The sequence below is a fragment of the Streptomyces sp. NPDC017940 genome (assembly GCF_044328435.1).
In the GTDB taxonomy this organism is placed as follows: Bacteria; Actinomycetota; Actinomycetes; order Streptomycetales; family Streptomycetaceae; genus Streptomyces.
Map to the genome: position 1 here is coordinate 1,153,030 of NZ_JBIRHJ010000001.1, position 13,906 is coordinate 1,166,935.

Annotated in this window: 9 protein-coding genes; all 9 read left to right on the top strand. The window is 70.3% G+C overall.

What is annotated here, in order from left to right; translation table 11 throughout:
* The first annotated feature begins 179 nt into the window (after positions 1-179).
* Complete coding sequence (gltB, locus tag ACH4DX_RS04885; protein ID WP_398154181.1) at positions 180-4,691, top strand: glutamate synthase large subunit; 4,512 nt, start codon at positions 180-182, stop codon at positions 4,689-4,691.
* The gene (locus ACH4DX_RS04890) at positions 4,684-6,144 is read left to right on the top strand and encodes a glutamate synthase subunit beta (protein ID WP_398117840.1); all 1,461 of its coding nucleotides are present in this window, start codon (positions 4,684-4,686) and stop codon (positions 6,142-6,144) included. Before gltB ends, ACH4DX_RS04890 begins: the two co-directional genes overlap by 8 nt.
* A gap of 280 nt (positions 6,145-6,424) precedes the next feature.
* Positions 6,425-7,726, top strand: a complete 1,302-nt coding sequence (locus ACH4DX_RS04895; protein ID WP_398153994.1) for a sugar ABC transporter substrate-binding protein — start codon at positions 6,425-6,427, stop codon at positions 7,724-7,726.
* Positions 7,727-7,740: 14 nt separating this feature from the next.
* Positions 7,741-8,730, top strand: a complete 990-nt coding sequence (locus tag ACH4DX_RS04900) for a carbohydrate ABC transporter permease (protein ID WP_398118103.1) — start codon at positions 7,741-7,743, stop codon at positions 8,728-8,730.
* 74 nt (positions 8,731-8,804) lie between these two features.
* Positions 8,805-9,599: a carbohydrate ABC transporter permease gene (locus ACH4DX_RS04905; protein ID WP_398118105.1), complete on the top strand. Its 795-nt coding sequence runs from the start codon at positions 8,805-8,807 to the stop codon at positions 9,597-9,599.
* Positions 9,600-9,826: 227 nt separating this feature from the next.
* A complete protein-coding gene (locus ACH4DX_RS04910) occupies positions 9,827-10,714 on the top strand; it encodes an alpha/beta fold hydrolase (RefSeq protein WP_398153995.1) in 888 nt (295 codons plus the stop codon).
* Between the two features lie 38 nt (positions 10,715-10,752).
* Positions 10,753-11,478, top strand: a complete 726-nt coding sequence (locus tag ACH4DX_RS04915; protein ID WP_398153996.1) for a VWA domain-containing protein — start codon at positions 10,753-10,755, stop codon at positions 11,476-11,478.
* 251 nt (positions 11,479-11,729) lie between these two features.
* Complete coding sequence (locus ACH4DX_RS04920) at positions 11,730-11,933, top strand: cold-shock protein (protein ID WP_055701108.1); 204 nt, start codon at positions 11,730-11,732, stop codon at positions 11,931-11,933.
* Positions 11,934-12,027: 94 nt separating this feature from the next.
* A complete protein-coding gene (locus ACH4DX_RS04925; RefSeq protein ID WP_398153997.1) occupies positions 12,028-13,659 on the top strand; it encodes a DEAD/DEAH box helicase in 1,632 nt (543 codons plus the stop codon).
* Positions 13,660-13,906: the final 247 nt, after the last annotated feature.

Here is a 13,906-nt window from a genome sequence, read left to right on the forward strand (position 1 = left end):
GAGAAGCGGTCCATCATGTAACCTGCACGAAATTTAGCCAGGGCCAACGTCGTCCCTATCGCCGCTCGCGCCCCCGGAGCCCCTTTTCCGCCCGGGAGGTCGCCCCCATCACGACGACGGGAGTGCCGATGCGTTCCGACGCCTGGTCGCCCATGGACGGTCGCCCCGCCCCCCAGGGGATGTACGACCCCAGGAACGAACACGACGCCTGCGGTGTCGGGTTCGTGGCCACCCTCACCGGTGTGGCGAGCCATGAGCTCGTCGAGCAGGCGCTGACCGTACTGCGCAATCTCGAACACCGCGGGGCCACCGGTTCCGAGCCCGACTCCGGTGACGGCGCGGGCATCCTGCTCCAGGTCCCGGACGCGTTCCTGCGCGAGGCCGCCGCCTTCGAGCTGCCCGCCCCGGGTGCGTACGCCGTCGGCATCGCCTTCCTGCCGACCACCGGCACCGACGACGCCGTCTCGCGCATCGAGACGATCGCCGCCGACGAAGGCCTGACGGTGCTCGGCTGGCGCGAGGTCCCGGTCGCCCCGACCCTGCTCGGCGCCACCGCCCGCTCGACGATGCCGGTCTTCCGCCAGCTGTTCGTGTCCAACGGCACGAGCGGACTCGACCTGGACCGCAAGGCGTTCGTGCTGCGCAAGCGCGCCGAGCGCGAGGCGGCCACCTACTTCCCGTCGCTCTCGGCCCGCACCATCGTCTACAAGGGCATGCTCACCACCGGGCAGCTCGAGCCCTTCTTCCCCGACCTGTCGGACCGCCGCTTCGCCACGGCCGTCGCGCTCGTCCACTCGCGCTTCTCCACGAACACCTTCCCCAGCTGGCCGCTCGCGCACCCGTACCGCTTCGTGGCGCACAACGGCGAGATCAACACGGTCAAGGGCAACCGCAACTGGATGCGCGCCCGCGAGTCCCAGCTCGCCTCCGACCTGTTCGGCGACGGCAACCTCGAGCGGATCTTCCCCGTCTGCACGCCGGACGCCTCCGACTCCGCGTCCTTCGACGAGGTCCTGGAACTCCTCCACCTCGGCGGGCGCACGCTGCCGCACTCGGTCCTGATGATGATCCCGGAGGCGTGGGAGAACCACGGCTCCATGGACCCCGCCCGCCGCGCCTTCTACCAGTACCACTCCACGATGATGGAGCCCTGGGACGGCCCCGCCTGCGTCACCTTCACCGACGGCACCCAGGTCGGCGCGGTCCTCGACCGCAACGGCCTGCGCCCGGGACGCTACTGGGTCACCGACGACGGCCTGGTCGTCCTCGGCTCCGAGGTCGGCGTCCTCGACATCGACCCCGCCAAGGTCGTCCGCAAGGGCCGCCTCCAGCCCGGCCGGATGTTCCTCGTCGACACCGCCGAGCACCGCATCGTCGAGGACGACGAGATCAAGGCGGGCCTCGCCGCCGAGAAGCCGTACCAGGAGTGGCTGGAAGCCGGCGGGATCGAGCTCTCCGACCTGCCCGAGCGCGAGCACATCGTGCACACGCACGCCTCCGTCACCCGCCGCCAGCAGACCTTCGGCTACACCGAGGAGGAGCTGCGGATCCTGCTCGCGCCGATGGCCAAGACGGGCGCGGAACCGATCGGCTCGATGGGCACGGACACGCCGATCGCCGCGCTCTCCGACCGCCCGCGGCTGATCTTCGACTACTTCACGCAGCTCTTCGCGCAGGTCACCAACCCGCCGCTCGACGCCATCCGCGAGGAACTCGTCACCTCGCTGCACTCCACCCTCGGCCCGCAGGGCAACCTCCTGGAGCCGACGGCCGCGTCCTGCCGGTCCGTCACCCTGCCCTTCCCGGTGATCGACAACGACGAGCTGGCCAAGCTCATCCACATCAACGCCGACGGCGACATGCCGGGCATGAAGGCCGCGACCCTCTCCGGCCTGTACCGGGTGGGCGGCGGCGGCGACGCCCTGGCCGCCCGCATCGAGGAGATGTGCGTCGAGGCCGACGCCGCCATCGAGGCCGGCGCCCGCCTGATCGTGCTCTCCGACCGGCACTCCGACGCCGAGCACGCCCCCATCCCCTCGCTGCTGCTCACCGCGGCCGTCCACCACCACCTCATCCGCACCAAGCAGCGCACCCAGGTCGGCCTGCTCGTGGAGGCGGGCGACGTGCGCGAGGTGCACCACGTCGCCCTGCTCATCGGGTTCGGCGCCGCCGCCGTCAACCCGTACCTGGCCATGGAGTCCGTCGAGGACCTGGTCCGCGCGGGCACGTTCCTCCAGGCCACCGACGGCGGCGCCGAGACGGCGATCCGCAACCTCATCAAGGCCCTCGGCAAGGGCGTGCTGAAGGTGATGTCCAAGATGGGCATCTCCACCGTCGCCTCCTACCGCGGCGCCCAGGTCTTCGAAGCCATCGGCCTCGAGGAGTCCTTCGTCGAGAAGTACTTCAACGGCACCACCTCCAAGATCGGCGGCGTCGGCATCGACGTCATCGCCGCGGAGGTCGCAGCCCGGCACGCCAAGGCCTACCCCGCGTCCGGCGTCCCCTCGGCGCACCGCGCCCTCGACATAGGGGGCGAGTACCAGTGGCGCCGCGAGGGCGAACCGCACCTGTTCGACCCCGACACGGTCTTCCGCCTCCAGCACTCCACGCGCAGCCGCCGCTACGACATCTTCAAGCAGTACACGGGCCGCGTGAACGAGCAGTCCGAGCGCCTGATGACCCTGCGCGGCCTGTTCGGCTTCAAGGAGGGCCGCCGGCCGATCCCCCTCGACGAGGTCGAGCCCGCCTCCGAGATCGTCAAGCGCTTCTCCACCGGCGCCATGTCGTACGGCTCCATCTCCAAGGAGGCGCACGAGACCCTCGCCATCGCCATGAACCAGCTGGGCGGCAAGTCCAACACCGGTGAGGGCGGCGAGGACGCGGACCGGCTCTACGACCCGGCGCGGCGCTCCAGCATCAAGCAGGTCGCCTCCGGCCGCTTCGGCGTCACCTCCGAGTACCTGGTCAACGCCGACGACATCCAGATCAAGATGGCCCAGGGCGCCAAGCCCGGCGAGGGCGGCCAGCTGCCGGGGCACAAGGTCTACCCGTGGGTCGCGAGGACCCGGCACTCCACCCCGGGCGTCGGCCTGATCTCGCCGCCCCCGCACCACGACATCTACTCCATCGAGGACCTCGCCCAGCTCATCCACGACCTGAAGAACGCCAACCCGCAGGCCCGCATCCACGTGAAGCTGGTCTCCGAGGTCGGCGTCGGCACGGTCGCCGCGGGCGTCTCCAAGGCGCACGCGGACGTCGTCCTGATCTCCGGCCACGACGGCGGTACCGGCGCGTCCCCGCTGACCTCGCTCAAGCACGCGGGCGGCCCCTGGGAGCTCGGCCTCGCCGAGACTCAGCAGACCCTGCTCCTCAACGGCCTGCGCGACCGCATCGTCGTCCAGACCGACGGCCAGCTGAAGACCGGCCGTGACGTGGTGATCGCGGCGCTGCTCGGCGCCGAGGAGTTCGGCTTCGCCACCGCGCCGCTCGTCGTGTCCGGCTGCGTGATGATGCGCGTCTGCCACCTGGACACCTGCCCGGTCGGCATCGCCACGCAGAACCCCACGCTGCGCGAGCGCTTCAGCGGCAAGGCCGAGTACATCGTGAACTTCTTCGAGTTCATCGCCGAAGAGGTCCGCGAGCTGCTCGCCGAACTCGGCTTCCGCTCCATCGAGGAGGCCGTCGGCCACGCCGAACTCCTCGACACCGAGCGGGCCGTGGACCACTGGAAGGCGCAGGGCCTGAACCTGGAACCGCTGTTCCACGTCCCCGACCTGCCCGGCGGCGCCGTGCGCCACCAGGTCGTCGCCCAGGACCACGGCCTGGAGAAGGCCCTCGACAACGAGCTGATCAAGCTGGCCGCGGACGCGCTCGCAGCGGACTGCCTCCAGGACGCCCAGCCGGTCCGCGCCCAGGTCGCCATCCGCAACATCAACCGCACGGTCGGCACCATGCTCGGCCACGAGGTGACGAAGAAGTTCGGCGGCGCGGGCCTGCCCGACGACACCATCGACATCACCTTCACCGGCTCCGCGGGCCAGTCCTTCGGCGCGTTCGTGCCGCGCGGTGTGACGCTGCGCCTGGAGGGCGACGCCAACGACTACGTCGGCAAGGGCCTCTCCGGCGGCCGGATCGTCGTACGCCCCGACCGCGGCGCCGACCACCTCGCCGAGTACTCCACCATCGCGGGCAACACCATCGCCTACGGCGCGACCGGCGGCGAGCTGTTCCTGCGCGGCCGCACCGGCGAGCGGTTCTGCGTACGCAACTCCGGCGCCCTCGTGGTGTCCGAGGGCGTCGGCGACCACGGCTGCGAGTACATGACCGGCGGCCACGCCGTCGTCCTCGGCGAGACGGGCCGCAACTTCGCGGCCGGCATGTCGGGCGGCATCGCGTACGTCGTCGACCTGGACCGCGACAACGTCAACGCCGGGAACGTGGCGGCCGTCGAGCCCCTCGAGGACACCGACAAGCAGTGGCTGCACGACGTCGTGCGCCGCCACCAGGAGGAGACGGGCTCCACCGTCGCCGCGAAGCTGCTCGCGGACTGGGACGCGTCCGCGGCCCGCTTCAGCAGGATCATCCCCCGTACGTACAAGGCAGTGCTCGCCGCCAAGGACGCCGCCGAGCGAGCCGGTCTCTCCGAGACCGAGATCACCGAGAAGATGATGGAGGCGGCGACCTATGGCTGATCCCAAGGGCTTCTTGCAGCACGGCCGCGAGGTCGCGAAGACCCGCCCGGTGGCGGAGCGCGTCCAGGACTGGAACGAGGTCCACGTTCCCGGATCGCTGCTGCCGATCATCTCCAAGCAGGCCTCGCGCTGCATGGACTGCGGCATCCCGTTCTGCCACAACGGCTGCCCGCTCGGGAACCTCATCCCCGAGTGGAACGACTACGCCTACCGCGAGGACTGGTCGGCGGCGCAGGAGCGGCTGCACGCCACCAACAACTTCCCGGAGTTCACCGGCCGGCTGTGCCCCGCGCCCTGCGAGGCGGCGTGCGTCCTCGGCATCAACCAGCCGCCCGTCACCATCAAGAACGTCGAAGTCGCCATCATCGACAAGGCCTGGGAGACCGGTGACGTGGCGCCGCAGGCGCCCGAGCGGCTCTCCGGCAAGACGGTCGCCGTGATCGGCTCGGGCCCCGCGGGCCTCGCCGCCGCCCAGCAGCTCACCCGGGCCGGGCACACCGTCGCCGTGTACGAGCGCGCCGACCGCATCGGCGGCCTGCTGCGCTACGGCATCCCCGAGTTCAAGATGGAGAAGCGGCACATCAACCGCCGCATCGAGCAGATGCGCGCGGAGGGCACCAAGTTCCGCACCGGCGTGGAGATCGGCCGCGACATCGACGCGGCGAAGCTGCGCAAGCGCTACGACGCCGTGGTCATCGCTGCGGGTGCCACCACCGCCCGTGACCTGCCCGTCCCCGGCCGGGAACTCAAGGGCGTGTACCAGGCCATGGAGTACCTGCCGCTCGCCAACAAGGTGCAGGAGGGCGACTACGTCACCACGCCCGTCTCCGCCGAGGGCAAGCACGTCGTCGTCATCGGCGGCGGCGACACCGGCGCGGACTGCGTCGGCACCGCGCACCGGCAGGGCGCGGCCTCCGTCACCCAGCTGGAGATCATGCCCCGCCCCGGCGAGGAGCGGGCCCCCGGCCAGCCCTGGCCGACCTTCCCGATGCTCTACAAGGTCACCTCGGCCCACGAGGAGGGCGGCGAGCGGGTCTATTCCGTCTCGACCACCCACTTCGAGGGCGACGAGGACGGGAACGTGCAGTTCCTGCACCTGGTCGAGGTCGAGTTCGTGGACGGCAGGCTCACCCCGAAGCCGGGCACCGAGCGGCGCATCCCCGCCCAGCTGGTGACCCTCGCGATGGGCTTCACCGGCACGGACCGTGAGAACGGCCTGGTGGACCAGTTCGGGCTCGACCTGGACGCCCGCGGCAACGTCGCCCGCGACGGCGAGTTCCAGACGAATGTGCCCGGGGTCTTCGTGGCCGGTGACGCGGGCCGCGGCCAGTCGCTCATCGTGTGGGCCATCGCCGAGGGCCGCTCCGCGGCCCGGGGCGTGGACCGTTTCCTCACCGGTGCGAGTGATCTTCCCTCGCCCATTCGCCCGACCGACCGGTCGCTCACGGTGTAACCCGTACGGCCCCTCATACGTCCCGTACAACGGCGTACGGAACTGGCGCGACGCCTGCCCTGTCCCCGACCGGACACTGGGTGGGCGTCGCGTTTTTTCGCTGCCTGGGGGGTTGGCCGGGGGGTTAACACGTCATTGCGGGCGATGCAACGGCGGTTGCACGGCGTAGCGCACCGCGCAACGGTGATTACGGTTCGGCCGCTTCGCCGAAAGGGTCTAGACCGCCCACACTCTGTGTGACCAGAATCGCTTCCACCAAATGAACCTGAAGGGGGCCGGCATGAAGCGACGTGTCATCGCGGCGGGTTGTATCGCCTTGACGCTCGGTCTGACCGCAACCGCGTGCGGCGATGACGGCGACGGCGGCAGCGGCGACAAGGCCGACGGCAAGGGCAAGACGCTCACCGTGTGGATCATGGAGGGCACCAACCCCGACCCCCGGCCCTTCTTCAAGGAGGTCGGCGCCGCCTTCGAGAAGAAGACCGGTGCCAAGATCAAGGTCGAGTACCAGCAGTGGGCCACCGCCCAGAAGAAGTTCACGACGGCCATCGAGGGCGGCGAGGACCAGGTCCCGGACGTGGCGGAGGTCGGTACGACCTGGGTGCCGCAGTTCGCCGAGACCGAAGCGCTCGTCGACGTCACGGACGACGTGAAGAAGTCGGGCCTGGCCGACGACCTCGTCGAGGGCCTGAAGGACGCGGGCACCCTGGACGGCAAGCAGTACGGCATGCCGTGGTACGCGGGCGTGCGCTCCATCGTCTACCGCAAGGACATCTTCGAGAAGCACGACCTGAAGCCGCCGACGAGCTGGAAGGAGCTCCAGGCCACGGCGAAGACGCTGAAGGCCAAGGAGCCCGGCCTGATCCCGTTCCCGGTCGCGGGCGGCGCGGAGATGTTCGCGACCGCGTTCGTCTGGGGCGCAGGCGGTGAACTCGCCACCCAGCAGGGCGACTCGTGGAAGTCCGGCATCAACTCGCCCGAGTCCGTCAAGGGCCTGGAGTACTACACGGGTCTCGCCACCAAGGACAAGGTCTCCCCGGCCAAGGTGAACACCTGGACCGAGAAGGAGGTCGGCGACGCCTGGAACAAGAGCCAGATCGCCATGTCGGTCGGCGGCAACTGGACGCCGAAGGCCATCGTGGAGGCGAACCCGAAGCTCAAGGGCAAGCTCGGCGTCGTGCCGGTCCCGGGCCAGAAGGGCGGGATGAGCAAGTCCTTCGTCGGCGGCTCCTACCTGTCCGCGTTCAACACGGACAACAAGGACCTCTCCTGGGAGCTGATCAAGCTCATGACCACGGGTGAGTTCGCCGCCAAGTGGGCCAAGCAGACCAACTACTTCCCCGGCCAGAACTCCGAGCTGAAGAAGATCGAGGGCCAGAAGGACCCGCTGGTCGAGCCGTTCGCGAAGCAGATGATCGAGGCCGGCGCCACGGTGCCGAAGACCAAGTCCTACGGTGAGATCCAGGCCTCGCAGGTCATCCCCGGCATGGTGCAGTCGATCCTCACCGGCAAGTCGTCCGTCAAGGAAGCCGCCGACAAGGCGGCCAAGGACATGGACGCGATCTTCGCCAAGGACAAGTAACCACCGTGAAAGAGATGCTCGTCGGCGACGGTTCGAAGGCCGGTTCCTCCGGCTCTTCGGACCTGCGCCCGCACCCGATCGACAACGGTGAGGCCGCACGCCGTCGCAAGAAGATGGTCACCCTCACCCGCCCCTGGCTCCTGCTCGCGCCCTCCCTGATCGTGCTCGCGGGTCTGCTGCTGTGGCCGCTGATCCAGGTCGGCAAGCTGTCGTTGCAGGACTACAAGGTCAAGTTCGGCGGCGGCGAGAGCACCTGGACGGGCTTCGACCACTACAAGGACCTGCTCAGCAGCGACCTGTTGTGGAAGACGGTCCTGCCCAACACGGTGTTCTTCGCGATCGCCTGTGTCGGCCTGACCGTGGCGCTCGGCACGGCCGTGGCCCTGCTGCTCAACCGGCTCGGCCCGACCTGGAAGCTGATCTGCTCCGTGTCGATCCTGGCCGCCTGGGCGATGCCCGCGGTCACCGGGACCTACGTCTGGATCTGGCTGTTCTCGCCGGAGGACGGCATGGTCAGCCAGATGGCCGACTCCATGGGCCTGATCGACGCCGAGACCACCAACTGGTTCACCGACCGCCTGCCGTTCTACGGCATCGCCACGCTGAACGTCGTCCACCACGGCTTCCCGTTCGTGGCGATCACCGTCCTCGCCGGGCTCCTGACGATTCCCAAGGAGCTGTACGAGGCCGGGGAGATCGACGGCGCCAACGCCTGGCAGCGGTTCTGGAAGATCACCGTGCCGACCATCAAGCCGGTCTTCCTGGTCGTGACCATCCTCTCCACCATCTGGGACTTCAAGGTCTTCACCCAGGTCTTCCTGATGCCGGGAGGCAGCGGCTCCAACCCCGACGTCTACAACCTCGGCGTGTACTCCTACATCGAGGCGTTCGCCAAGAACGACTACGGCGCGGGCGCCGCGGCGGCCGTCCTCCTGACGCTGCTGCTGCTCCTCATCACCGTCGTGTACGTCCGCACACTGTTCCGGCAGGGGGAGGACCTGTGACCGTCCCCAAGCTCTCGGCTTCGCCCGGCCGGGGGAAGTCCCGTCACCGCACCCCGCTCACCACCCGCGTCGGCCTGCCGATCGCCGTGGCGGCACTGCTCGTCTTCACGCTCTTCCCGGTCTACTGGATGGTCTCCACGGCCTTCGACCCGAAGGCGCTGACGCGCGGCTCGGACCTGCTGCCCAGCGGCATCAGCTTCGAGCACTTCGACTTCGTCTTCGACCGCGGCAACTTCGGCCAGTACCTGCTGAACTCGGCGATTGTCGGCATCGCCACGATCCTGGCGGCGGCGCTGCTCTCGCTGTTCGCGGCGATCGCGGTGGCCCGCTTCAAGTTCAAGTTCCGCACCTCCGTGCTGATCATGGTCCTCATCGTGCAGATGGTGCCGCTGGAGGCCCTGGTCATCCCGCTGTTCATCCAGATGCGGGACTACGAGATGCTCAACTCGCTGCTCGGCCTGTCGATCGTCTACATCGCCCTGTCACTGCCGTTCGCGATCTGGACCCTGCGCGGCTTCGTCGCGGCGGTGCCCAAGGAGGTCGAGGAGGCCGCGTACATCGACGGGGCCTCCTGGTTCCGGATGTTCTGGTCGGTGCTGCTCCCGCTGGTCGGCCCCGGCCTCGTGGCCACCTCGATCTTCGCCTTCATCACGGCGTGGAACGAGTTCGTCTTCGCCTACACCTTCATGAAGGGCAACGACAAGTACACGGCGGCGGTGGGCATCTTCCAGTTCTTCGGCGAGAACACCACGTCCTGGGGGCCCGTCATGGCCAGCTCCACGCTGGTCACGGTGCCCGTCATGATCTTCTTCGTCCTCGTCCACCGCAGGCTCGGCTCGGGCCTCGCGGCGGGAGCCGTCAAGGGCTGAGGTCCGCCGCGGGTCGGTATTCGCCGGGGGGCGGGAACAGGTGCCTGGCACCTGTTCCCGCCCCCTTTCGCGCGTTTGTGCTCAAGTGCCGGAGGAGCTGGTTCGTTGTCCGGCTGTGTGTGGGGGCTGGGGTCCTGTCGCGCTGCGCGCTCGTCCTCAAGCGCCGGACGGGCTCTTTCTGGCACCCGGCGGGGGTGCGTGGTGGGCGGTGGGGGAGCATGAGTGGGGTGACGATCATCAGTGGTGAGCGGGGTTCGTCTCCGTACACGTACGAGAACACTGCACGCACCCGCCGGGCCGGTGGGCTCGTGCTGCACTTTCATGAGGCGGGGCCGGGCGACCCGGCTGCGCCGGTCCTCGTGATGCTGCACGGCGGTGGGCCCGGCGCCAGCGCCTGGTCGGCGTTCGGTCCTTCGCTGAGCGCCTTCGCGCCGCACTTCCGGGTGCTGCTCGTCGACCAGCCGGGCTTCGGCAGGTCCGACAAGCCCGAGCTGGACAAGGACTTCTTCGCCTACAGCGCGGACGCCGTGGCCGCGCTCCTGGAGGCACTCGGCATCGAGAAGGCGCACTTCGCGGGTGCCTCCCTGGGCGGCGGCGCCTGCGTACGGATGGCCCTCGACCACCCGGGCCTCGTCGACCGGCTGGTCCTGACGGCGCCCGCGGGCCTCGCCCTGAACCTCTTCACCGCGGAGCCGACGGAAGGCGTCAAACGGCTCATCGAAGTCAATCTCGCGGCCGAGCCGACCCGCGCGCACCTGCGCGGCTTCCTCACCTCCCTGGTGCACGACCCCGCCCTCGTCACCGACGAACTCGTCGAGGAGCGGTACGCACAGGCCGTCGACCCCGAGGCCAGGATCGGCGCGCGGCACATCGGGGCCGCCTTCGCCACGTGGCCGGAAGCGGGCATGCTGTGGCGCGAGGCCCACCGGATCACCGCCCCCACCCTCCTGACCTGGGGTCGCGAGGACAGGGTCAACCCCGTCGACGGCGCCTTCGTCGCGCTCAAGGCCGTGCCCGACGCCAGGCTGCACGTGTTCCCGCGCTGCGGGCATCTGGTGTACGCGGAGCGGGCGGCGGAGTTCCAGCGGCTCGTCCTCGACTTCCTCGGCGGCTGACGGTGGGCGTCGGTGTGGGGCTGGAGAAGGTGCGGGCCGTGGCTCCGGGGCTGGTCAGTCTGTACAAGACGGCGGGGCGGTGGGTGCGGGCGCACGGTCTTGAGGGGGAGCGTGCCGCCGTGTACCTCGTCGTCGACCGCTCCGGTTCCATGCGGCCCTACTTCCGGGACGGCAGCGTGCAGGCGCTCGCCGACCGCGTGCTCGGTCTGGCCGCGCACTTCGACGACGACGGTGTCGTACCGGCCGTCTTCTTCTCCACGGACGTGGACGCGGTCGCCGACATCGCCCTGGCCCGCCACCACGGCCGCATCGAGGAGATCGTCGCGGGTCTCGGCCACATGGGGCGGACCTGCTACCACCTGGCGATGGACGCCGTCATCGACCACTACCTCGACAGCGGCAGCCAGGCGCCCGCCCTCGTCGTCTTCCAGACCGACGGCGGCCCGCTCAGCAGGACCGCCGCCGAACGCTACCTGTGCAAAGCGGCGAGACTTCCGCTGTTCTGGCAGTTCATCGGCTTCGGCGACCCGTCCTGCGAGCAGTTCGACTATCTGCGCGGCCTGGACGAGCTCTCCGTCCCCGAACGGCGCGTCGTCGACAACGCCGGGTTCTTCCCCGCCGGAGAGGACCCCTTCGCCCTGTCGGACGACGAGCTGTACGACCGTCTTGTCGGCGAGTTCCCGCGCTGGCTGGCCGCCGCCCGCGAGCACGGGATCGTCGGCCCGCCCACCCCGGCAGGACCACCGGCGCCCGGTGGAGCGTGAGCCCGGGTGCGGTCGGCGGCGGCCGGACGGCCCCCCGTGGCGAGGAGCGGGGCTCGTGTTAGAGTTGAGCGTTGCAGTTTTGGTACCCATGAACTTTATGTGCGCCTGCCGGGATGCTCCGAGGGCGCATTATTTTGTTTTTCCGGCTCCGCAGAGCCGGACTCCGGTCTCTCCGGATGGGGGTCAATGCGGCGCCGGGAGGACCACAATTCCGTGGCTCTCCTTAATCGTCCCCTGTTGAGGAGATTGATATGGCAACCGGAACCGTGAAGTGGTTCAACTCGGAAAAGGGCTTCGGCTTCATCGAGCAGGACGGCGGCGGCCCCGACGTCTTCGCCCACTACTCGAACATCGCCACCCAGGGCTTCCGTGAGCTCCTGGAGGGCCAGAAGGTTTCCTTCGACGTGACCCAGGGCCAGAAGGGCCTGCAGGCCGAGAACATCGTTCCCGCCTGATTGTCGCGGATCGCGAACCTCGCAGCCGGGGCCCGCACCTCCACGGTGCGGGTCCCGGCTTGTGTGCTGTCACCGGCCAGGAAGGCTTTGCCCCATGAATCGCTCCGACCGTCCCGCGCGCCCCGCCCGCCGGCGCTCAACGAATGCCCGCACGGCAGGCTCGGCCACGCGCGGCACGGGAGGCTCCGCGGGGGGCTCCTCCACCCGCGGCACGGCGGGCGGCTCCGCCACCCGCGGCGCGGCAGCGGGCTCGGCCGCCCGCGGCAAGGGCTCGGGCGATGCCGGCAAGCGGCCGGTGAACGGCGGCGGCCGCGGCGGACGCAAGACGTCCCGCCCCGCGGCACGCACCGCCCCCGCGGACTTCGCGCTGCCCGAGAGCACCACGCCCGCGCTGCCCGCAGTCGAGGCCTTCGGTGACCTCGACATGCCCGAGGCGCTCCTGAAGACCCTCGCCGCGCAGGGCGTCACCACGCCGTTCCCGATCCAGGCCGCGACCCTGCCGAACTCGCTCGCGGGCCGCGACGTGCTCGGCCGCGGCCGCACCGGCTCCGGCAAGACCCTCGCCTTCGGCCTCGCCGTGCTCGGCCGCACCGCGGGCCGCCGCGCCGAGCCCGGCAAGCCCCTGGCCCTCGTCCTTGTCCCCACCCGTGAGCTGGCCCAGCAGGTCACCGACGCGCTCGCGCCGTACGCCACGTCCGTGAACCTGCGGGTCACCTCCGTCGTCGGCGGCATGTCGATCAACAAGCAGGCCGCGACGCTGCGCCGCGGCGTCGAGGTGCTCGTCGCCACCCCGGGGCGGCTGAAGGACCTCATCGAGCGCGGCGACTGCGCCCTCGGCCAGGTCCGTGTCACCGTCCTCGACGAGGCCGACCAGATGGCCGACATGGGCTTCCTGCCGCAGGTCACCGCGCTGCTCAAGCAGGTGGAGCCGGACGGCCAGACGATGCTGTTCTCCGCGACCCTGGACCGGAACGTCGACCGGCTCGTGCGCGGCTACCTCAGCGACCCCGTCGTGCACTCCGTCGACCCGTCCGCGGGCGCGGTGAGCACGATGGAGCACCACGTCCTGTACGTCGCCGACGAGACGGACAAGAAGGCCGTCGCGCTGCGCATCGCCGCCCGCGAGGGCAACGTCATCCTGTTCCTGCACACCAAGCGGGCCGTGGACCGCTTCACCAAGCGGCTCCTCGCCAACGGCGTACGCGCCTCCGGGCTGCACGGCGGGCGCTCGCAGCCGCAGCGCAACCGCACCCTGGAGCAGTTCAAGAGCGGTGAGGTCACCGCGCTCGTCGCCACCAACGTGGCCGCCCGCGGCATCCACGTGGACGACCTCGACCTGGTCGTGAACGTGGACCCGCCCGTCGACCACAAGGACTATCTGCACCGCGGCGGGCGCACCGCGCGGGCGGGGGAGTCCGGGCGCGTCGTCACGCTCGTCCTGCCCGACGAGAAGCGCGAGATGACGCGGCTCATGGCCGACGCGGGCATCACCCCGCAGGCGGTGGCCGTCCGCTCCTCCTCCGAGGAACTGGTCACCATCACCGGGGCCCGCGAGCCGTCCGGCGTGCCGGTCGTCATCGCACCGCCCGTGCAGGTCCCCGCACAGCGCAAGGGCCCGGGCAGCCGTGCCTCCGGCACGGGCGGCGCGTCCGGCGGGGGCGGCGCGGGCCGCAGCCGCGGGGGGCGCGGCAGGCGCGGGGGGCGGGGGCGCAGCGCGGCTGCGTGACCGGCGCGGGCCGACTGCCGTCCGGCCTGTCCGGTCCGCGTGCGGGGAGGCCGAGCGGGACTCGTAGGTTCCGGTCGATGCGGCGCCCGTCCAGCACGCGTGCGGGGAAGCCGAGCGGGGCCCGCAGATTGCGGTCGATGCCGCGCCCGTCCGGGCTGCGCGCGGGGAGGCCGAGCGGGGCCCGCAGATTGCGGTCGATGCCGCGCCCGCCCAGCACGCGTGCGGGGAAGCCGAGCGGGACCCGCAG

Excerpts from the sequence above, each read along its gene's own strand:
- ACH4DX_RS04920 (WP_055701108.1), top strand. The coding sequence starts at position 11,730 with ATGGCAACCGGAACCGTGAAGTGGTTCAACTCGGAAAAGGGCTTCGGC.
- gltB (WP_398154181.1), top strand. The coding sequence starts at position 180 with ATGTACGACCCCAGGAACGAACACGACGCCTGCGGTGTCGGGTTCGTG.
- ACH4DX_RS04890 (WP_398117840.1), top strand. The coding sequence starts at position 4,684 with ATGGCTGATCCCAAGGGCTTCTTGCAGCACGGCCGCGAGGTCGCGAAG.
- ACH4DX_RS04900 (WP_398118103.1), top strand. The coding sequence starts at position 7,741 with ATGCTCGTCGGCGACGGTTCGAAGGCCGGTTCCTCCGGCTCTTCGGAC.
- ACH4DX_RS04895 (WP_398153994.1), top strand. The coding sequence starts at position 6,425 with ATGAAGCGACGTGTCATCGCGGCGGGTTGTATCGCCTTGACGCTCGGT.
- ACH4DX_RS04925 (WP_398153997.1), top strand. The coding sequence starts at position 12,028 with ATGAATCGCTCCGACCGTCCCGCGCGCCCCGCCCGCCGGCGCTCAACG.